This is a genomic window from Kribbella kalugense (assembly GCF_004365875.1).
In the GTDB taxonomy this organism is placed as follows: Bacteria; Actinomycetota; Actinomycetes; order Propionibacteriales; family Kribbellaceae; genus Kribbella; species Kribbella kalugense.
The window spans coordinates 2494268-2513458 of record NZ_SODF01000002.1 but is presented as its reverse complement, the minus strand read 5'-3'; the positions used below and the strand labels follow the sequence as shown (position 1 = coordinate 2513458).

Here is a 19191-nt window from a genome sequence, read left to right as displayed (position 1 = left end):
CGTGTCAGTGAGCGCCGACCCACTCGCTGCCACCGTCGATGAAGTGCTGGTGTTTCCAAATCGGAACCTCGGCCTTGAGATCGTCGATCAACCGCCGGCACGCGTCGAACGCGACATCCCGGTGCGATGCCGCCACCGCCACGATCACGGCGGCGTCACCGATCTTCAGGTCCCCGGTCCGGTGTACGGCGGCCAGCGCGGTCACAGCGGGGTCGTCACAGATACGTTGCGCAACCTTCCGCAGGTGCTCCAGCGCGTCGGGGTGAGCCTCATAGCTCAGCCGGTCGACCGGCTTCTCCTGGTCGTGGTTGCGGACAGTACCGATGAAAATCGCCGTTCCACCCGCCGTCGGATCGGCAACAGCGGCCAGCACCTCGTCGCTGGACAGGGCATTCTCCCGAATGTCCAGCAGCCTGATCGCGTCGCTCATCGGTTCCTCATTCCCGCCAATCCCCCGTGCTCAGACCCACACCATCCCATCCCCACTGCCCAATTCTCTCTCCCGTCCACCATTTCCTACGCATCCCCTCCCTTCCTCGGCACCAGGCTGCGGTGCGTACTGCGGTGTGCACCGGGAGAGACCGTTGCCTTACTCACCTACCTGCAGGCGGCCGTCCGCAGGCGGATCTTGGGTCTGCCGACGGCGCAGAGGGCTTTGATGCGTTCGCCGGTGGAGGAACTGATGGACGGAACCAGTACGTTGGAGTTGTACGCCCCACCCGCACAGGAAGGCCCTCCAATGAGCGACGAACCGGACAACCCGGACAACCCGTTCAAGGGAACGCCGTTCGAGGCCATGTTCCAGCAGTTCTCCGGTGCGGCCGGCGCGGGCGGCACCCCGGACCTGAACGCGATCTTCGCCCAGGTCCAGCAGTTGCTCAGCGGTTCGACCGACGGCAAGCCGGTGAACTGGGATCTGGCCAAGGACATCGCCCGCAAGACCGTCTCCGCGGCCGGAGACCGGTCGATGACGCCCGCCGACGGCGATCGGGTCGCGGACGCGGTCCGCCTGGCCGAGCACTGGCTGGACGAGGCGACCACGCTGCCAGAGGTGTCGACCACTTCCGCGGCCTGGAGCCGCGCCGAGTGGGTCGAGAACACGCTCCCGGTGTGGCAGACGGTCGTTGACCCGGTCGCCGAGCACGTCGCGGGCGCGATGGGTAATGCGCTGCCCGCGGAGGCACAGCAGTTCGCGGGCCCGATGGCCGGCATGCTGCGGCAGCTGGGTGGTTCTGTATTCGGAGCGCAGGTCGGTCAGGGGCTCGGGGAGCTTGCCGGTGAGGTCGTGAGTTCGTCCGATATCGGGCTGCCGCTCGGGCCGACCGGCCAGGCGATCCTGCTGCCGGACAACGTGGCGAAGTTCGCGGAGGGGCTCGGGCTGGCCGACGAGGACGTTCGGCTGTACCTGGCGCTGCGTGAGGTTGCGCACCAGCGGCTGTACGCGGGTGTGCCGTGGTTGCGGCAGCACCTGCTCGCCGCGGTCGCCGACTACGCGTCCGGTATCGAGGTCGACTCCGGCAAGATCGAGCGTGCGATGGCGGACATCGACCCGCAGAACCCGGAGGCGATGCAAGAGGCGCTGGCGGGTGGCCTGTTCGAGCCCGAGGACTCCGAGCAGCAGAAGGCCGCGCTGGTCCGGCTCGAGACCACGCTCGCGCTGGTCGAGGGCTGGGTCGACGACGTCGTACGCGAGGCGACGCGCGACCGGATGCCGGCCGCCGTTCAGCTCTCGGAGACGGTACGGCGACGCAGGGCAGCTGGGGGTCCGGCTGAGCAGACGTTCGCCACCTTGGTCGGTCTCCAGCTCCGGCCTCGCCGGCTCCGCGACGCCGCCAACATCTGGGCCGCCGTCCGGGACGCTCGCGGAGTCGAAGGCCGCGACAGCCTTTGGTCGCATCCCGACCTGATGCCCAGCACCGCCGACCTGGACGACCCGATCGGCTTCGCCCAGCACGCGGGCGAACTGGCCAACATCGACATCACCGACTTCCTCCCCGCCGACGACGCCCCCAAGGAGCCGGGCACGCCGCCCGCCACCGACGAAGACGGCGACAACCCCACCAAGTAGCCCGCCGCACCCCGGATGCGGGGTGTTGCGGGTGTGTAGGGAGACTTGCGGGATGCTTCTTGGGGATGCGGTTTCGGTGTTGGAGGGGTGGAACGCTCCTGACGCTGCGCAGAAGGAGTTGCGGGAGCATTACCTGCGACACCTTGCGGAGCATCCGGACGGGATGTGGCGCACCTGCCGGCCGGAGCACATCACGGCGAGTGCGCTGGTCATTGATGCCGCCGGCCAGAACACCCTGCTGACTCTGCACAAGACGGTCGGGCGCTGGCTCCAGCTCGGCGGGCATTGCGAGCCAGGCGACACGACGCTCAGCGGCGCGGCGCTCCGGGAAGCGACGGAGGAGTCGGGGCTGACGGATCTGACGATCAGCCGCGAACCGCTCCAGCTCTCACGGCACCTCCTCGTCGCCGGCGGGTGCGCGGGCGCCTACCACCTCGACGTGCAGTTCCTAGTGACGGCGACCGCCAGCACGCAGTACGTCGTCAGCGACGAGTCCGACGACCTCGCCTGGTTCCCGCTCGACGCGCTCCCGCCCGACACGGACACCTCAGTCCAGGAGCTCGCCGCCCGAGCAAGAGACCGCGGCTAGGCCCATCCAGCCGGCGAGCGGTCGCGAAGGCTGTCCGTGAGCTTTGACGTTGATGAGTACGCGCGGACTTCGAGCCGGATCCGGTGGGACGACCTCGACATGTCGCTGTTCGAGCGGCAGCCGTTGTCCGACAGTGCGTTGCGCTGTCTGAGTTACATGAGCGACGTGGAGACGCACACGGTCTGCTATCTCCGCGATCTGCTCGTCACGCCGTCGCACGCCGACCCTGAGGTGACGGTATTCCTGACGATGTGGAACCTCGAGGAGTACTGGCACGGCGAAGTACTCGACGAGGTTCTCGAGCGGCACGGCATCCGGACCGGTCCCGAACACACCCGCGCGGTGCGTTCCCGGCTCGGCCGGAGCGATCGGCTCGCGCCGATCCGGCAGTCGCTGCTGGCGAATCTGATCGGCGAGGACTTCGTCGCGACCCATATGGCGTGGGGCGCGATCAACGAGTGGTGCGCGCATTCGGCGTACACGCGGCTGATCCGGTCCGAGAATCATCCGGTTCTGACGGAGATCCTGCGCCGGATCGCGAAGCAGGAGACGCGGCATGTTGCGTTCTACAACAGCCAGGCGCGCGAGCGGCTCCAGCGGAGCAAGAAGGCACGAAGGATCGCGCGGCTCGCGTTGTCGCTGGGCTGGGGCATCGTCGGCTCAACGATCATGCCGCCGGCCGAGGTGAAGCACATGCTGACCTACTTGTACGGCGGTGAGCACGGTCTCGCCGAGGCGCACAAGATCGACGCGAAGATCGACGCTCTTCCTGGCCAGCAAGGGCTTCGGCTGGTCGAGAAAGAACTGGTCAAGTACGGCGTCCAATGAGCTGTGGGCCGACCCGAGTCGGCCGGCCCACCTCCCCACAGCAGAGCACCAGATTCCCCCAGCTCTGCTTACCGCGATCCCCCGCTACCCACGTGTCCCCGTTGCAGTCCCCCAACCGCAACCACGCGCCCCCGCTGTACTTCCGTCCCCCGTGCGATCCCCGTCGTACTGCTGCACCCCTGCCGAGGCTGGCCGCATCCCCCCGATGCGGCCGGCAGAGGGCTGACGTCGGGTGCCGCCCCTGAACGGCATCGCCCATCAGCTGGACTTCCCCCGAAGTTCCCCGCTGCATGGTGAACGAGCCGCGAGAGAGAAGGTGACGGGTCAGGAGTGACGAAGTAGAGATCTTGTCGCATCCCAGCCTTCGAGGCCGGGATCCAGTCGCGCTAGGTCAGCATTCGATTGCAGACGGTGCCAACCGGGGCCGATAGCAACGGCATGACGGCGTGGCTTGCGGGCTTCGAGCTCCGACAGCGGCGTATCGAACGTCGGCGCAACCTCGGCGACCCAGTCTTCGACCGGCGGCTTGACCCCGATCGCCGCGAGCGAACCGTCCTCGGCAGGTGTCACGGCGATGTCGGCGGTGCTCAGTGCGCGGAAGAGCTTCCCGATCAGCAGTCCGGGCAGATCGGGTACGTCGTACGACACCGCAACAACCGCCGCGGCCTGGCCGGCGAGCTCCACCGCGTGCAGGACCGGACGCCCGGCGTCCACGGCGTACGTCGGTGTGCCCGGCCACGTCAGCGCACTCATCTCAGCCACCGTGGTCTCGTCCCCGCCGGCGACCGCAACGGCTACCTCGACCCTGTCCAGTGCAGCGAGGACCTCGTACGTGTCCTCAGCCAGCGCCAACCGCCACGCGTCGGGATCCCGACCGGGCGGCGCCCACGTCCCGGCAGCTGGTACGACGACAACCACCACACGCCGATCGGTCATGCCGAGGCGCTCACGTCGTCGTAGGCGGAGCGGGCCGTGTTGACCTCGGGCATGTGGCACTCGGCCCAGCTCTTGATCTGGCCGATCAGTGGCATCAGCGTCAGGCCCAGCGCGGTGAGCTCGTAGTCGACGCGGACCGGGACCGACGGCGTCACCGAGCGCACGACCAGGCCGTCGCGCTCGAGGGAGCGGAGTGTTTGGGTCAGCATCTTCTGGCTGACCCCGGCGATCTTGCGCGACAGTTCGGAGTACCGCTGCGGGCCGTCGGCGAGGGCGGTGACGATCAGCGTCACCCACTTGTCGCTGATCCGGTCGAGCAGCTGCCGGGCCGGACAGGTCGCCAGGAACGCGTCGTACTCGCGGGCTGCTTCTTCACGGAGCTGGGCGGCGCTGCGGGTCGGCATGGCTCTCCTTGTCGTGCGATACGCACTCCGAAGTGCGTACTTCCCAGAAGAGAGTAGCTCTCCGAAGGTGGTGTCACCTAAAGACATCAACGCAAGGAGAGAACGCTATGCGCGCACTGGTCGCCCGCCGCCTCGACGGGCCAGACGCGATCGAGTTGATCGAGACCGCCGTACCCGAGCCGGCCGCGGGCCAGGTCCGGATCAAGGTGGCCGCGGCCGCGGTCAACCCGGTGGATCTGGGCGTCACGCTGGGTTTTCCGGTGAAGTTCGGGCTGTCGGCCGCCCGTGAGCAGTCCGGCCTCGGCTGGGACGTGGCCGGCACCGTGGACGCTGTCGGACCTGCCGCGGGCGAGTACGAGGTTGGTACGCCGGTGGTTGGCGTGGCTGACCTGCTCGGACGGTCGCTCAAAACGCATGCCGAGTACGTGGTGCTCGACGTGGACGCAGTCGTCCCGGCACCGCGAGGGCTGGAGCTGGTCGAGGCTGCGACGTTCGGGCTGAACGGCCTGACCGCGTTGCAGGCTGTCAGAGCGTTGCAGCCCGAGCCTGGGCAGACAGTGTTGGTGACCGGCGCCGCGGGTGGCGTCGGTGGCTATGCGGTCGAGATCGCCAAACACCTCGGACTCAGGGTCGTCGCCAGTGCAGGTGCCGGCGACGAGCAGCTGGTGCGTGGGCTGGGCGCGGAGTACTTCGTGGACCGGGCGCAGGATCTCCCAGACGCGGTACGACGGATTGCTCCGGCCGGCGTGGATGGTGTGGTGGACGCTGCCGTGGTCGGCATCGCAGCGCAGGAGGCAGTGCGGAACGGTGGGCGTCACGTGCACGTTCAGGGCGGACCGCGGCCGCCGGAGCTGCGCGCGATCACCGTGCAGCAGCTGTTCATCCAAGTCGGCCAGGCCGATCTGCAGGAGCTGGTGCGGCTCGTGGAGGCAGGCGTCGTGTCGACGCGGGTCGCCGACACCTACCCACTCGAGCAGGCCGGTCTGGCATACAAGCGGCTCGCCGAGGGTGGCGTACGCGGTCGGCTCGTGCTGGTGCCCTAGTTAGTGGGCGGTCCAGCCGCCGTCCAGTACGAACGAGGTCCCTGTGATGGAGGTGGACGCCGGGCCGCACAGCATGGCGACCACCTCCGCCACTTCGGCAGGTTCGATCAGCCGCTTCACCGCGACCGGCTGGAGCATGACCTTGTCCAGCACCTCTTCCTCGGACAGGCCGTGCGTTGCGGCCTGATCGGCGAGCTGTCCGGTGACGAGCGGCGTACGGACGTAGGCCGGGTTGACGCAGTTGCTGGTCACCCCGTGGGGCGCGCCCTCCAGTGCGACCACCTTGCTGAGGCCCTCCAGTCCGTGCTTCGCCGCGACGTACGCCGCCTTGAACGGGCTGGCCCGGAGTCCGTGCACCGAGCTGATGTTGACCACGCGACCCCAGCCGGCGTCGTACATGTGTGGGAGGGACTGCCTGATCAGCCGGAACGGCGCCTCCAGCATCAGCCGGAGGATGTAGCTGAACCGCTCCGGCGGGAACTCCTCGATCGGTGCGACCAGCTGTACGCCGGCGTTGTTCACCAGGATGTCTATGTCCGTCGGCAGGCTGGACAGCCCGTCCAGGTCCGACAGGTCGGCGACGACCGTCTCGACTCCGTCCAGCGCGTCCAGACCGGCCTGGTCGCGGTCGACGGCGATGACATGGACGCCGTCCGCTGCGAGGCGTTGGGCGCACGCGGCGCCGATTCCAGATGCTGCGCCGGTGACGAGGGCTCGACGGGTCTCCATGAACGACAGTCTGCCGTGGCTATCAAAGCAGCGCGTGATGATAGGTGGACCTATTGTTGAAACATGGTCGATATCGAACAGCCGAAGAAGAAGGCCGCCGGCGTCCCAGCGGTGCTCTCGTCGTTCAAGTTCGGTTTTCGGGAGATGGGCCCCGCGCGGACCGGCAAGGTCTTGCTGAAGATGAACCAGGACGGCGGGTTCGACTGCCCGTCCTGCGCCTGGCCGGATCCTGACCACAAACGCAAGCACGCGGCCGAGTTCTGCGAGAACGGCGCGAAGGCGGTGGCCTGGGAGGCGACCCGCAAGCGGGTGCCGCGCGCATTCTTCGCCGACCACACGGTCGAGGCGATGAACGAGATCTCCGAGTTCGACCTCGGCAAGCTCGGCCGGATCACCGAGCCGATGCTGCTTCGCGCCGGCGCGACCAACTACGAGCCGGTCGGCTGGGACGAGGCGTTCCAGGTCGTCGCCCGCCACCTGAAGGCCCTCGTCGACCCGAACGACGCCGTCTTCTACACCTCCGGCCGGACCAGTAACGAGGCCGCGTTCCTCTACCAGACCTTCGTCCGCGCCTACGGCACCAACAACCTGCCCGACTGCTCGAACATGTGCCACGAGTCGTCGGGTACGGCGCTGTCCCGGGTGATCGGCAGCGGCAAGGGCGCGGTCACGCTGGAGATGCTCGAAGAGTCCGAGCTGATCCTGGTCGTCGGCCAGAACCCGGGCACCAATGCGCCCCGGATGCTCAGCCACCTGGAGATCGCCAAGCGCAACGGCGCCGACATCGTCTCGGTGAACCCGTTGCCCGAGCCCGGCCTGATGAACTTCAAGAACCCGCAGGCCCCGCGCGGCTGGGTCGGTAAGGGGACGAAGCTGGCCGACCAGCTGCTGCAGATCCGGATCGGCGGCGACCAGGCGCTGTTCCTTGCCATCGGCCACCTTCTGCTCGAGGCCGAGGCGGCGAACCCGGGGACCGTGCTGGACAAGTCCTTCATCGAGAGCCACACCAGCGGGTACGAGCTGTACGCCAAGCACAACGCCGAGCTCGACTGGCCCGCGGTGGAGCTCGCGACCGGACTGCGGCGGGCCGAGATCGAGGAGCTGGCCCAGCGGTTCATCAAGTCCAAAGCGACGGTGATCTGCTGGGCGATGGGCCTGACCCAGCATCGCGAGGCGGTCGCGACGATCAGCGAGATCGTCAACGTCCTGCTCCTGCAGGGCAACATCGGCAAGCCCGGCGCAGGCCCGTGCCCAGTCCGCGGCCACTCGAACGTCCAGGGTGACCGCAGCATGGGGATCTGGGAGAAGATGCCGGACGCCTTCCTAGACCGGCTCGACCACGAGTTCTCCTTCACCTCACCGCGCGAGCACGGCATCGACGCGGCCGCGACGGTGAAGCGGTTGCGGGACGGCTCGGTCCGCGTGTTCTTCGCGATGGGCGGGAACTTCGCGTCCGCGACCCCCGACACCGAGGTCGTGCATCGCGGTCTGCGGCAGTGCGACCTGACCGTGCACGTGTCGACCAAGCTCAACCGTTCGCACACGGTCACCGGTCGCGAGGCGCTGATCCTTCCGACGCTCGGGCGGACCGATCACGACCACACCCCGGCCGGTCCGCAGTCGGTGACGGTCGAGGACTCACAAGGCGCCGTACACCTCTCGACCGGCAATCTGACCCCGCCGGGGCCGGAGCTGAAGTCGGAGATCGGCATCATCTGCGGGATCGCGCAGGCCGTCGTACCGGACATCGGGCTGATTCCGTGGGCGGACTTCGCCGACGACTACAGCCTGATCCGGCAGCGGATCGGGCGGGTGGCCGACGGGTACGAGGACTTCGAGGACCGGCTCCGGGCGAACGAGGGCGGCTTCCTGCTGGCGCACGCGGCGCGGGACAAGCGCGAGTTCAAGACGTCCGACTCGCGGGCGCAGTTCAGCGCGAACGAGCTGACTTGGTTGCCGACGGCACCTGGCCGGCTGCTGCTGCAGACGTTGCGCAGTCACGACCAGTTCAACACGACGATCTACGGCCTCGAGGACCGGTACCGCGGCATCCACGGGACCCGCGAGGTCGTCTTCGTGCACCCGGACGACCTGGCCGAGCTCGGTCTCAAGGACGGCGGGTACGTCGACATTGTGAGCGAATTCCAGGGCGTCGAGCGCCGGGCCGCGCACTTCCGCCTGGTCTCCTACCCGACGGCGCGCGGTTGCGTGGCGGCGTACTACCCCGAGACCAACGTGCTGATGTCGGCCGACGATCTCGCCAAGGGCAGCAACACTCCGGTCGCGAAGGGGATCACGGTCAGGCTAGTCGCTTCCTGAACCAAGGCTGGAGTACTGCGAGCACCGCGGCGACTCCGGCGCTGGTGAGCCAGAGTCCAGTTGGGCCGGCGGTCTCGAGGAGCTGGGTCACGGTGATCGGGGCGATCGTGGTTGCGATGCCCCAGCTCAGGCCGAAGACGGCGAGGTAGCGACCGCGAGCCTCGTCGGGGGCGAGCCCGGAAGCCTGCGTGAGGTAGCGAGTCAGGAGAAACAGGTCGCCGAGGCTCCAGAGGATCGCCGCGACCAGGAAGATCGCGAGGCTGTGAGCGACTGCGCTCACGAGCAGGCCGGCGGCGAGCAGCGCATAGCCGATCCTGATGGACTGGAAGTCGTCCAGGTGCTGCACGCGGAGCAGGCGTTGCGCGGCGATCAGCGTGATCGCGGACAGGGCGAGGATGAGCCCGGTGCCGGACTTGGGCAGGCCCTGCTCGAGCAGGGTGAGCGGCATGCCGATGATCAGCTGCATGTAGATGGTCGCGAAGATCGTGCCGCTGGCGAGGAGCAGCAGGAGTCGGCGATCGCGCCAGACCGACACCGTGGAAGTGGGTTCCTTCGAGGGCTCCCGGCGTACGTCTGCTGGGAGGGCGAGCGCGACCAGGGCCGCGCAGGACAGGCAGGTGATCGCGTCGGCGACGAAGAGCCAGCGGAGATCCCAGTGACTGAGGGCGGCGGCGAGCAGGCCCGCGAGAACTCCGGCGGCGGCCAGCGCTGCGCTGTAGAGGCCGTAGGCGGCGGGGCGGTTAGCGGGTTCGGTGACGTCGGCGATCATCGCCTGGCTCGGTGGCTCGTAGATCTCGAAGGCGAGGCCGAGCAGGATCGTGGCGAGCACAGCCGACCAGAGGGCGTGGCTCAGCGCGATCCAGAGTTGGGCGATCGCGCAGCCGGTGAGGCCGACGACGATCGTCCGGCGGCGGCCGAGGCGGTCGGCGAGCTGGCCGCCGAGCAGCCGGGACGGGATCGTCGCGGCTCCGAAGACTGCGATGATCAGACCGGTCTGACCGAGCGAGGTGCCGAACTCGACCGTGAGCACCACCCCCAGGAACGGGAGCGTGAACGCGCCGATCCGGTTGACCGCACGGGCCACCACCAGGATCCAGACGGCCGGCGACAGCCCCCGCCACGGTCCGGTGAGCGTCGCAGCAGCACTCATAACGACTCCATGACTGTCTAAGTGGATATGATCGGTCACGCAGGTTCGAGACTACGGAGGTACGACGTGACTGGTCAAGTGTCTTTTGATAGTCATGCCCGCAGCGTCCTGACCGCCTCGGTCGAGTACGTCAACCGCCTCACACCGGGCTACTCAGGCGGTACGCCGTACTCCGCGCCGACCGACGACCCGGAATCAGTCACATCCGCGGTGGCCGACGCCCTCACCGCGATCGGCTACCCACCGGCGTCGCGACCACCGCTAGACGACTCCCGTCGCTTGGTCCAACTCGCGCAACGAATGCGCCTAGTCTTCGAGGCCGCCGACGCCCGCGACCTCGACGCCGCCGCCACCGAAATCAACGCCCTACTGCGAGACACGAACGCCCGCCCCCAGCTGGACCGCGGCCGCGACCGCCCCTGGAGCCTGCACTTCCACGGCCCCGACGAACAACTCGCCAACGGCTGGGCCGCCGGTTGCGCCGCGGGCCTCGCCCTGGCGGTAGGCAGCGACCTGGCCGGCCGCCTCGGCGTCTGCGCGGCCCCCTCCTGCGACCGCGTCTTCGTCGACATGTCGAAAAACGGCCAACGCCGCTTCTGCTCCCCCCAATGCCAAAGCCGAGTCAAAGCCGCCGCCCACCGCGCCCGCCAAGCAGGCTGACTCGCTGGCGGGTTGTTTCACCGCTGGCGTCCTATAACGCGCCATCGATCACATAACCTGCCAGCCGATAGCAGTCACCGCCTCGGAGCCGGGCGGCGGGTGATGGTTAGGGTGGCCGGGTCCTCGTTGTTCAGCACTAGTTGGGCGCGGTCGGCGGGGTGGATCTGGTTGATGTAGAGGCGTTCGCCGGGGATGTAGCGGGTGCGGTAGCGGTGGGCGGCGGCCTCGCGGGAGTCCATCCACGCTGCATCACGTACAGCGCCGCGGCGAAGTACGGTCTCGAAGGTTACGTGGACATAGATGCGGAGGTCCCAGTAGTTGTTGAGTTCTGGGCGCTGCAGGAAGGTGCCGTCGGCGATCAGGATCGCGTCAGGTGCGGCGGTCCGAGGCGGTACGGCGAGCTGGGTGCGAGCCGAGGTGTCGCGCAGGCCGTTCACGTACCGCCGGTCGCCACCCGGTCCGAGTGGCTTCAGCAGGCGCTCGCGGATCGCGTCGTAGTCGTAAACCTCGTAGTAGTAGCTCTCCGAGGATTCGATCGGGTACGTCGTCCGCAGTTCCGGCGCTCGTTTGAAGTAGTCGAGCTCGGCCCGGATCACCTCGCGCGCGGTATGCCATCGCAATACGCCGGCCAACTCGTTCGCCAGCGTCGTCTTTCCGGCCGCCGAGCATCCGTCCAGCGCCACCCGCACCGGATGCTCACGCCGCGCGGAGAGCACCTCCGCCGCCACCTCGCCCAACACCCGAGCCCGGGGCCCGCCACTCATCTTCGGAACTTTTTCGTCGCCTGCCGCCGAAAAAGTTCCGGAAACCTCGGCGCCCGTCGATCCATCAGCCTGCTCACCCATGCCAGACATCCTCCAGCAGCCAAACCCTTGACCGAATGGTTTCGAGGACTAATGCGGCGGCCCACTCGAAGTATGTCGGGTGGGCCGCCGCGGGCGGATCGATCAGCCGACCGGGGTGAGCTCGCGCTCTGGGGCCGGAGGAAGCGTTGCGTGCTTAGGAGTCTTGCGGCGGAGCCACTTCGGCGCCCACCAGTTGGCCTCGCCGAGCAAGGTCATCACGCTCGGGAGGACGACTGCCCGGATGATCGTCGCGTCGATCAGGATCGCGACCGCGAGTCCGACACCCAACTGCTTCATGTCCAGCGTGCTCAGCGTCGCGAAGACCGCGAATACTCCGATCATCACCGCCGCCGCGCTGGTCACCACGCCGGCCGAGCCGGTGATGCCCTCAGCCACAGCCTGCTTGGTCGGCACGCCGCGCAGTACTGCCTCGCGGATCCGGCTGACGACGAACACGTGGTAGTCCATCGACAGGCCGAACAGCACCACGAAGAGGAAGAGTGGCAGCCAACTGACTACTGCCCCGTTCGACCGGAAGTGCAGTAAGCCTTCGGCCCAGGTGTTCTGGAAGACCGCGGTGACGACGCCGTACGCCGCGCCCGCACTCAGCAGGTTGAGCCCGATCGCAGTGACCGCGACGACCACCGAGCGGAACGTCACCATCATCACGATCATCGTCAACAGCAGCACGAACCCGATCACCAGCGGCAGCTTGGCCCGCGTGTGCGCCGCATAGTCGACGTCCGCGGCAACGAACCCACCGACCGCGTACTCAACGCCCGGCACCTTGCCGACCGTCTCCGGCATCAGGTCCTTGCGTAGCTTGGTCAGCGAGTCCCGCGCCTGCTGGCTGCCACCGTCGTACGGCGTGGCGACCTCGAGGGTCGCGACCGTGCCGTCCTTGGAGAACCGCGGCTCCTCAAGACCGTCCGACGCGAACAGGCTGTCGCCCTTGGTGCGCTGCATCAGGTCGGCCAGCGCGGCCTTCACCGCGGGCTGCTGGTTGGCAGGCGCACGGACGGCGACCTCGTGGCTCGTGCCGGTGCTCGGGAAGGCTGCGGTCAACCGGTCGTACGCCTTCATCACCGACGTCGTCCGGGGCAGATCCTCGGTGCCCGGGAACTTCAGCGTCATCCCCAGCGCCGGCGAGGCGACCGCAAGCAATGCGGTGACGGCGACCAGCAGCGTGGCGACCGGGTGCTTCAGCGCCGGCTTCAGCACCGTCGGCCAGAACCGCGGCTTGCCCTTGTTCGCCGTCAGCCTCCAGACGAACGGGATCCGCGGCTTGTCCACCCAGCGCCCGAGCTTCGCCAGTACGGCGGGGAGCACGGTGAGCGAACCGACGACGGCTACCGCGACGACCAGGATCGAACCGACCGCGAAGGACGAGAACACCGCATCGCGGGCCAGGAACAGTCCGGCCATCGAGATGATGACCGCCGTACCGGAGACGACGACCGCGTGGCCCGAGGTCGCCGCAGCGATCTCGACCGCGTCGACGTGGCCGCGGCCCTTGGCGCGTTCCTCGCGTTCACGACGGAGGTAGAAGAGCGAGTAGTCGACGCCGACCGCCATACCGATCAGCAGGATCACGCTGTTGACCGCGTCGACCGCGGGCACGAGCTGTGACGCTGCCGCCGACAGACCGATCGCGGCTGCGACTGCGGAGAGCGCCAGTACCAGCGGCACGGACGCCGCGATGAGCGCACCGAACGCGATCAGGAGGATCGCGAGCGTCACCGGCAGGCTGAACATCTCCGCACGCTTGAAGTCCTTGCCGAGGGTCTCGTTGAGGGCCTTGTCGATCGACAGGCCGCCGACCTCCTCGATCCGGAGGTTCGGGTACTGCTGCTGAAGCTGCGCTGTGGTGTCGAGCAGCGGCTGGACCCTGTTGTCACCATCGCCGTCCTTGAGGGTGACCCTGACGATCACCGCGTCCTGCTTGGGTGACGGCATCGGCTGGGCGACCTCCGCGACCCCACCGAGGGCGCGCATCTTCTGGATCACCACGCCGGCCGCCTGGTTGGCCGCCTTCTGGTCGAGGGTCCCGGACGGAGCCGTGATCAGCACGCTCTCCTCGTCCGGATCGGCGAAGTTGCCGGACTTGACGATGTTGTCGGCCCGGGTCACCTCGCCGATGTCGCCCTCGTTCTTCGACTCCTTGGTGCCGGTCACCGAGCCGAGCGCGAAACAGGCGATCACCACGACCACCCACATCGCGATCGCCCGCCACGGATGGGTCGCGCTCCAGCGCGCCGCCCGGACCGTGATCTGTCCCCTGGCCATACGTTCCCTGCCCCTCTGCGCCACCGACGCCCCACCCAGCGCTCCCTGGCGTGGGCGCTGGCTACAGGTCAGAGCCTGACGGTCCGAGGCAGGTCGCAACCACGCAGGAAGCCACCCAATTCACCCTGGGGGAAACCCCACCCCACCCTTTCCCGTACGGCGTACGCCACCGGGGTCGGCGCCGCACAAAGGGGGCCTAGAAGTCCTCGAAGTTGAGCGACGAGGCGGCGGAAATGCCCTCCAGATACCCCTCGGCGCGCTCGGATTTCGGGTAGCGGTGGACCAGCTCCCAGAAGGCGGCGTTGTGGCTCGGCTCGACCAGATGGGCCAGCTCGTGGACCAGGACGTAGTCGACCACCCAGGCCGGCATCGACTGCAGCCGGGTCGACAACCGGATCGATCTGTCCGCCGGAGTGCAGGATCCCCACCGTCTGTTTTGGTTCGAAACCCACCTCACAGACGCAGGTTCGGGCACTTCGGGGAGGTGGCGACACGCGAGTTCGTGTGCTCTGGCCAACAATTTTTCGTCCGACACGCGCGATCGGCTGCGCTGCTTCTCGAGCCGCGCCAGCATGGTCTCGACCCAGCGCGCCTCCTCGGTGGCGGACAGCCGGTCGGGCATCAGCACGACCACCCGCTCGCCGTCCCGGTAGGCGCTGACCGTCCGCTTGCGGCGCTTGCTGCGACGGATATCCACATACGGTGGGATCGGGCGCGGTGGAGAGTCGGCCATGGCTCAAAAATGTACCCCCCGAAACCGACAACTTTCTTCGGCCCACATCCTGTGCATCAGCGTTTCCGCAGGTCAGACGCCAGATTTTGAACCCGCCGACCCCCGTTGTTCACACCCTGTTCCCCCGCTCGTCCACAGCACCCGGCGGCGCGCCCCACAGGTTGCACACAGAGTTATCCACAGGGGTGGACAACGCGGGGTTGCCTGCACGACCGCCGCCACCTAGCGTCATCTCCAACAGGCTCCCGGATCGCTTCCGGGGCCGCTCGGAGGGGAAGCCGAGCGGTTCCGGAGGCGGGTCACCGGGAGCCTGTTCCGTGCCGGCGAAAGTTTCGGTAAGGGCTTTCCCCGAGGGATTCAGGCGGCGCGCGGGCCGGGAGGTGCGCTTGAGCCTGCGCCAGGAGGCCGTAGGGTGAATCCCGACTGGGCCGAACGGCCTACGGCAGGACGGTCTGCCGTTAGCATCCAACGACTGCCCGGGGCGAGACCCCGGGCTGGAATTCAGAGCAAGGAGAGGGCCCTCATGGCAGAGACCTGGAGCGGCGAGTTTTACTGCGTCAAGTGCAAGGCCAAGCGCACCGCCGACGGCGAGGTCAAGGTCAACGACAAGGGCACGCGCATGGCGAAGGCCAAGTGCCCCGAGTGCGGTACGAACCTGAACCGGATCCTCGGCAAGGCCTGACGCACCAAGTCGTAAAGGGGCGGTGCCCGGCATGATCGATGTGCCGGGCACCGCCCCTGTTTCGTCCCCGCTTGGGTGACCGGACAGAATGGGATCGTGTCGGACCTTCCTCGTAAGGCGCTGAGCCGGACCGCGAAACTTGCCAGCCTGCCCCTCGGTGCCGCCGGGCGGGCGACGGTCGGCCTGGGCAAGCGCATCGGCGGCGCGCCCGCCGAGGCCGTGTTCGCCGAGTTCCAGCGCCGGACGGCCGACCAGTTGTTCGCCGTCCTGGGTGAGCTCAAGGGCGGCGCGATGAAGTTCGGGCAGATGCTCAGCCTGATGGAGTCGGCGATGCCGGAGGAGTTCGCGGCGCCGTACCGGGCCACCCTGACCAAGCTGCAGGACTCCGCCCCGCCGATGCCGGCCTCGACCGTGCACACGATTCTGGAGCGCGAGCTCGGCAAGCGCTGGCGGGACCGGTTCGACGAGTTCGACGAACAGCCCGCGGCGGCCGCGTCGATCGGCCAGGTGCACCGCGGCCGGCTCAAGGACGGCCGCGAGGTCGCGGTCAAGCTGCAGTACCCAGGCGCCGCCGAGGCGCTGCGTGCGGACCTGCGCCAGCTCGGTCGGTTCGGCCGGACCATCGGCAGCCTGATCCCCGGCCTGGACGTGAAACCGCTCGTCGCCGAACTCCAGGAGCGGATCGGCGAGGAGCTCGACTACGACCGCGAGGCCCAGGCCCAGCAGCAGTACGCCGACGCTTTCAAGGACCACCCGGAGTTCGTCGTCCCCCGCGTCATCAAGCACTCCCCCGCGGTCATCGTGTCCGAGTGGATCGAGGGCCGCCCGCTGTCGTCGTACATCACCGACGGCACCCAGGAGGAGCGGGACGCGATCGGGCTGAAGTACGTCCGGTTCATGTTCAGCGGACCGAAGTACGCCGGTCTGCTGCATTCGGACCCGCATCCGGGGAACTTCCGGGTGATGGCCGACGGCAGGCTCGGCGTGGTCGATTTCGGCCTCTGCGCGCGGCTCCCGGACGGTCTGCCGCCGGCGATCGGCCGGCTGCTGCGGATCTCGCTGAAGGGCGACGGTATCGCCGTCCGGGACGGGCTCAAGGCCGAGGGGTTCATCAAGCCGCGGATGGAGATCGAGCCCGAGCAGCTGATGGACTACCTCGCGCCGTTCGCGGAGCCGGCCCGGGAGGAGACGTTCCAGTTCAGCCGGGCCTGGATGCGCGCGCAGGCGAACCGGACCGGTGACTTCCGGTCGCCCAACGCGTCGCTCGCGCTCCGGCTCAACATGCCGCCGTCGTACCTGCTGATCCACCGGGTCTGGATCGGCGGCATGGCCGTCCTCTCGCAACTCGAGGCCCAGGCTCCGTTCCGCTCGGTGCTGGAGGAGCTCCTGCCGGGCTTCACCGACGGCTGAGGGCTGGGACCGCGCGCAGCGTCACGGCCAGCAGGACCGCAACGGCGGCCAGGGCCAGGGCGGCGATGCCTGCGGCGAGGTGGAGACCGTTGGTGAAGGCGTCGCGCGCCTGATCCAGGAGGTCACCCGATGCGCCCTGGGTGATCACCTCGCCGAGCGAGTTGCCGCCGCGGCCGTCCATGTGGCCGCGGTACACCGCAGTCACCACGCTGCCGAGGACCGCGATGCCCAGCGAGTAGCCGAACTCGTTGCCGGTCTGGGTCAGCGCGCCCGCCGAACCGGCCTTCTCCGGCGGGACCGAGCCGATGACCAGGTTCGTTCCGAGCGTGACGAGTGGTGCCGGACCGACGCACTGGATGGCGAACGCGATCACCAGCAGCGTCGTGGACGTCGCGACAGACATCATGATCATCCCGGCGACAGTGAACGCGATCCCTGCCGGGATCAGCACGCTCGGCCGGATCCGCTGCGCCAGCCGGGGCGCCAACTGGAAAGCGACCGTCGTCGTGAGCATGCCCGGAACCAGCGCGAGACCGGCGGCCAGCGGGGTCATCCCCTGGACCAATTGGAAGTACTGCGCGACGAACACCATCACGCCCCCGGACAGCATCGAGAACGCCGTCATGCTGCCGAGCGTCACGCTGAAGACCCGCCGCGTGAACAGCCGTACGTCGACCAGCGGGTCGTCCAGCCGCCGCTGCCGCCGTACGAAGATCCAGCCGAACACCCCACCGATCAGCAGGGCTCCGACAGACTGCACACCGGCGCCGTGCGCGGCCAGGTGCTTCAGTCCGTGGATCGCAGGCAGGATCGCGGCCAGCGACAGCAAGACGCTGGGTACGTCGATCCGCCCGGCCTTCTCGTTCCGGTACTCCGGCAGGATGAACGGCCCGATCGCCAGCAGCACCACCATCGCCGGTACGCCGATCAGGAAGGCGGACCCCCACCAGAAGTGGTTCAACAGCACGCCTCCCACGATCGGCCCGATCACAGCACCGACCGTGAAGCAGCCGCCCCAGATACCGAGCGCTGTGGCCCGCTGCCGCTCGTCCGGGAACAGCGTCGAGATCAGCGACAGCGTGCACGGCCCGATCGCCGCCCCGGCGATGCCCAGCACCGCGCGCGCCCCGATCAGCATGCCGGGACTGACGGAGTACGCCGCCACGATCGAGGCGACCCCGAACACGGCGGCCGCGATCAGCAGCAGCCGACGACGGCCGAGCCGGTCACCGAGGCTGCCCATGGTGATCATCAGCCCGGCCACCATGAACCCGTACACGTCCAGGATCCACAGCTGCTGACTGCCGGTCGCCCCCAGCGCCTTGGTCACCGCAGGCACTGCGAGCAGCATCACGAAGAGGTCCAGGGACACCAGCAGCGCGGCGAGGCAGAGAACGCTCAGGGCGATCCACTGCCGCCTGCCGGTCGCCACTGTCTCGGTCGTGAGAGTCATTGATCGGTCCTTCCACAGGAGTGTGCCTTTCACCTATGCGTCGGACGGCACATCCCAGGATCGACAAAGGGGTACAGAGGAACCATGACGACGATGGACAACCTGCCCGAGGTCGTGTCGGCCGACGAGTGGCTGGCCGCGCGTCGTGAGCTGCTGACCAAGGAGAAGGCGGTCACCAAGGCCCGCGACGAGGTCAACGCCGAACGCCGCCGGCTGCCGATGGTCCGGATCACCAAGCCGTACAAGTTCGAGGGTCCCGACGGACCGGTCGGGCTGCTCGACCTGTTCGATGGGCGGGACCAACTGGTGGTCCACCACTTCATGTTCGCCCCGGAGTGGGACGAGGCCTGTTCGAGCTGTTCGTCCGCCGCCGACGAGATCGGCAACCTGCGCCAGTTGTACGTGCGCAACACCTCGCTGGTCGCGGTGTCACGTGCGCCGCACGAGAAGCTCGCCGCGTTCAAACAACGCCTGGGCTGGACGTTTCCGTGGTACTCGTCGTTCGGGAGTGACTTCAACTACGACTTCCACGCCACGCTGGACGACCGGGTCGCGCCGGTGCTGCTGCACTTCCGCACGCAGGAGGAGCTGGCGACCCAGAAGGGTACGCCGTGGTCAGGCGGGCCCTGGACCGCCGAGATGAACGGCGATGAGCTGCCGGGGATCAGTACGTTCCTCCGGGTCGACGACGAGGTGTTCCACACGTACTCGACGTTCGGCCGCGGTCTCGAGGACTTCCACAACTGCGACCGGTACCTCGATCTGACCGTCCTCGGTCGTCAGGAGGCGTGGGAGGAGCCGAAAGGACGGGCGGAGCCGCTCGGGCTGCACGTCGGCGGACCCGCGATGCGCGTCCCCGATCAGTACTGACTCACCAGTAGACCGAGTCGAGCTTGCCCTCGATGCTGCGGACGTTGTCCCGAGCACACCGGTCGCAGTACAGCAGCTTGCGGCCGTCCTCGATCGAGGTCATCCAGGTCAGCGGCACGTCCTCGGACTCGGCCTGCTGACCACATAACGCACAGGTAGCTCTTGGCATGGCACTAGTCTGCACCG

At 68.1% G+C, this 19191-nt stretch carries 19 protein-coding genes; 9 read left to right on the top strand and 10 right to left on the bottom strand.

From position 1 onward, the window contains the following. Window positions 1-4: 4 nt before the first annotated feature. Window positions 5-430 (bottom strand): molybdenum cofactor biosynthesis protein MoaE, encoded by a 426-nt coding sequence (locus EV650_RS29930; protein WP_134122304.1) that lies wholly within the window; start codon window positions 428-430, stop codon window positions 5-7. 309 nt (window positions 431-739) lie between these two features. On the opposite strand from EV650_RS29930, the gene EV650_RS29925 reads away from it, so the two are divergent. The 3 genes from EV650_RS29925 to EV650_RS29915 are packed head-to-tail and all read left to right on the top strand — an operon-like array spanning window position 740 to window position 3485. Then, complete coding sequence (locus EV650_RS29925; RefSeq protein WP_238174527.1) at window positions 740-2068, top strand: zinc-dependent metalloprotease; 1329 nt, start codon at window positions 740-742, stop codon at window positions 2066-2068. Between the two features lie 52 nt (window positions 2069-2120). Then, window positions 2121-2657 (top strand): NUDIX hydrolase, encoded by a 537-nt coding sequence (locus EV650_RS29920; RefSeq protein WP_134122303.1) that lies wholly within the window; start codon window positions 2121-2123, stop codon window positions 2655-2657. Window positions 2658-2693: 36 nt separating this feature from the next. Then, entirely contained in the window at window positions 2694-3485 is a 792-nt protein-coding gene (locus EV650_RS29915; protein ID WP_134122302.1) for a ferritin family protein, read from the top strand. Window positions 3486-3809: 324 nt separating this feature from the next. Here EV650_RS29915 and EV650_RS29910 read toward each other — a convergent pair whose 3' ends face one another. Both EV650_RS29910 and EV650_RS29905 read right to left on the bottom strand, forming a co-directional pair. Next, window positions 3810-4421 (bottom strand): DUF2064 domain-containing protein, encoded by a 612-nt coding sequence (locus EV650_RS29910; RefSeq protein ID WP_134122301.1) that lies wholly within the window; start codon window positions 4419-4421, stop codon window positions 3810-3812. Then, window positions 4418-4825, bottom strand: a complete 408-nt coding sequence (locus EV650_RS29905) for a winged helix-turn-helix transcriptional regulator (RefSeq protein ID WP_134122300.1) — start codon at window positions 4823-4825, stop codon at window positions 4418-4420. Before EV650_RS29905 ends, EV650_RS29910 begins: the two co-directional genes overlap by 4 nt. 107 nt (window positions 4826-4932) lie before the next feature. Between EV650_RS29905 and EV650_RS29900 the strand changes: the two genes are divergently transcribed. Further along, entirely contained in the window at window positions 4933-5868 is a 936-nt protein-coding gene (locus EV650_RS29900; protein WP_134122299.1) for an NADP-dependent oxidoreductase, read from the top strand. Here the strand turns inward: EV650_RS29900 and EV650_RS29895 are convergent, their stop codons facing one another. Beyond that, window positions 5869-6597 (bottom strand): 3-hydroxybutyrate dehydrogenase, encoded by a 729-nt coding sequence (locus EV650_RS29895; RefSeq protein WP_134122298.1) that lies wholly within the window; start codon window positions 6595-6597, stop codon window positions 5869-5871. A gap of 63 nt (window positions 6598-6660) precedes the next feature. Between EV650_RS29895 and EV650_RS29890 the strand changes: the two genes are divergently transcribed. Further along, window positions 6661-8916, top strand: a complete 2256-nt coding sequence (locus EV650_RS29890) for an FdhF/YdeP family oxidoreductase (protein ID WP_134122297.1) — start codon at window positions 6661-6663, stop codon at window positions 8914-8916. On the opposite strand, the gene EV650_RS29885 is transcribed toward EV650_RS29890, so the two are convergent. After that, complete coding sequence (locus EV650_RS29885; protein WP_134122296.1) at window positions 8897-10066, bottom strand: MFS transporter; 1170 nt, start codon at window positions 10064-10066, stop codon at window positions 8897-8899. The two genes, EV650_RS29890 and EV650_RS29885, sit on opposite strands and share 20 nt — an antisense overlap. A 66-nt stretch (window positions 10067-10132) precedes the next feature. Between EV650_RS29885 and EV650_RS29880 the strand changes: the two genes are divergently transcribed. Further along, on the top strand, window positions 10133-10726 hold the full coding sequence (locus EV650_RS29880; RefSeq protein ID WP_134122295.1) for a CGNR zinc finger domain-containing protein: 594 nt from the start codon (window positions 10133-10135) through the stop codon (window positions 10724-10726). A gap of 74 nt (window positions 10727-10800) precedes the next feature. On the opposite strand, the gene EV650_RS29875 is transcribed toward EV650_RS29880, so the two are convergent. The 3 genes from EV650_RS29875 to EV650_RS29865 all read right to left on the bottom strand — a co-directional run bounded on the left by EV650_RS29875 (window position 10801) and on the right by EV650_RS29865 (window position 14590). Then, entirely contained in the window at window positions 10801-11490 is a 690-nt protein-coding gene (locus EV650_RS29875; protein WP_134122294.1) for a nucleoside/nucleotide kinase family protein, read from the bottom strand. Window positions 11491-11673: 183 nt separating this feature from the next. Then, a complete protein-coding gene (locus tag EV650_RS29870) occupies window positions 11674-13857 on the bottom strand; it encodes an MMPL family transporter (protein ID WP_134122293.1) in 2184 nt (727 codons plus the stop codon). A gap of 196 nt (window positions 13858-14053) precedes the next feature. Then, window positions 14054-14590 carry a M48 family metallopeptidase gene (locus tag EV650_RS29865; protein ID WP_134122292.1) on the bottom strand — a complete coding sequence of 179 codons (537 nt, stop codon included), beginning with the start codon at window positions 14588-14590 and terminating at the stop codon, window positions 14054-14056. Between the two features lie 523 nt (window positions 14591-15113). On the opposite strand from EV650_RS29865, the gene EV650_RS40495 reads away from it, so the two are divergent. Continuing rightward, a complete protein-coding gene (locus EV650_RS40495; protein WP_012922897.1) occupies window positions 15114-15272 on the top strand; it encodes a DUF5679 domain-containing protein in 159 nt (52 codons plus the stop codon). A gap of 96 nt (window positions 15273-15368) precedes the next feature. Continuing rightward, window positions 15369-16682 (top strand): ABC1 kinase family protein, encoded by a 1314-nt coding sequence (locus tag EV650_RS29860; protein ID WP_134122291.1) that lies wholly within the window; start codon window positions 15369-15371, stop codon window positions 16680-16682. Here the strand turns inward: EV650_RS29860 and EV650_RS29855 are convergent. Beyond that, window positions 16669-18135 carry an MFS transporter gene (locus EV650_RS29855; protein ID WP_134122290.1) on the bottom strand — a complete coding sequence of 489 codons (1467 nt, stop codon included), beginning with the start codon at window positions 18133-18135 and terminating at the stop codon, window positions 16669-16671. The genes EV650_RS29860 and EV650_RS29855 overlap by 14 nt on opposite strands. 84 nt (window positions 18136-18219) lie before the next feature. On the opposite strand from EV650_RS29855, the gene EV650_RS29850 reads away from it, so the two are divergent. Further along, a complete protein-coding gene (locus tag EV650_RS29850; RefSeq protein ID WP_134122289.1) occupies window positions 18220-19005 on the top strand; it encodes a DUF899 domain-containing protein in 786 nt (261 codons plus the stop codon). A 1-nt stretch (window position 19006) separates the two neighbouring features. Here EV650_RS29850 and EV650_RS40490 read toward each other — a convergent pair whose 3' ends face one another. Continuing rightward, window positions 19007-19174, bottom strand: coding sequence for a hypothetical protein (locus tag EV650_RS40490; RefSeq protein ID WP_202874974.1), 168 nt, complete (start codon window positions 19172-19174; stop codon window positions 19007-19009). Between the last annotated feature and the right edge of the window lie 17 nt (window positions 19175-19191).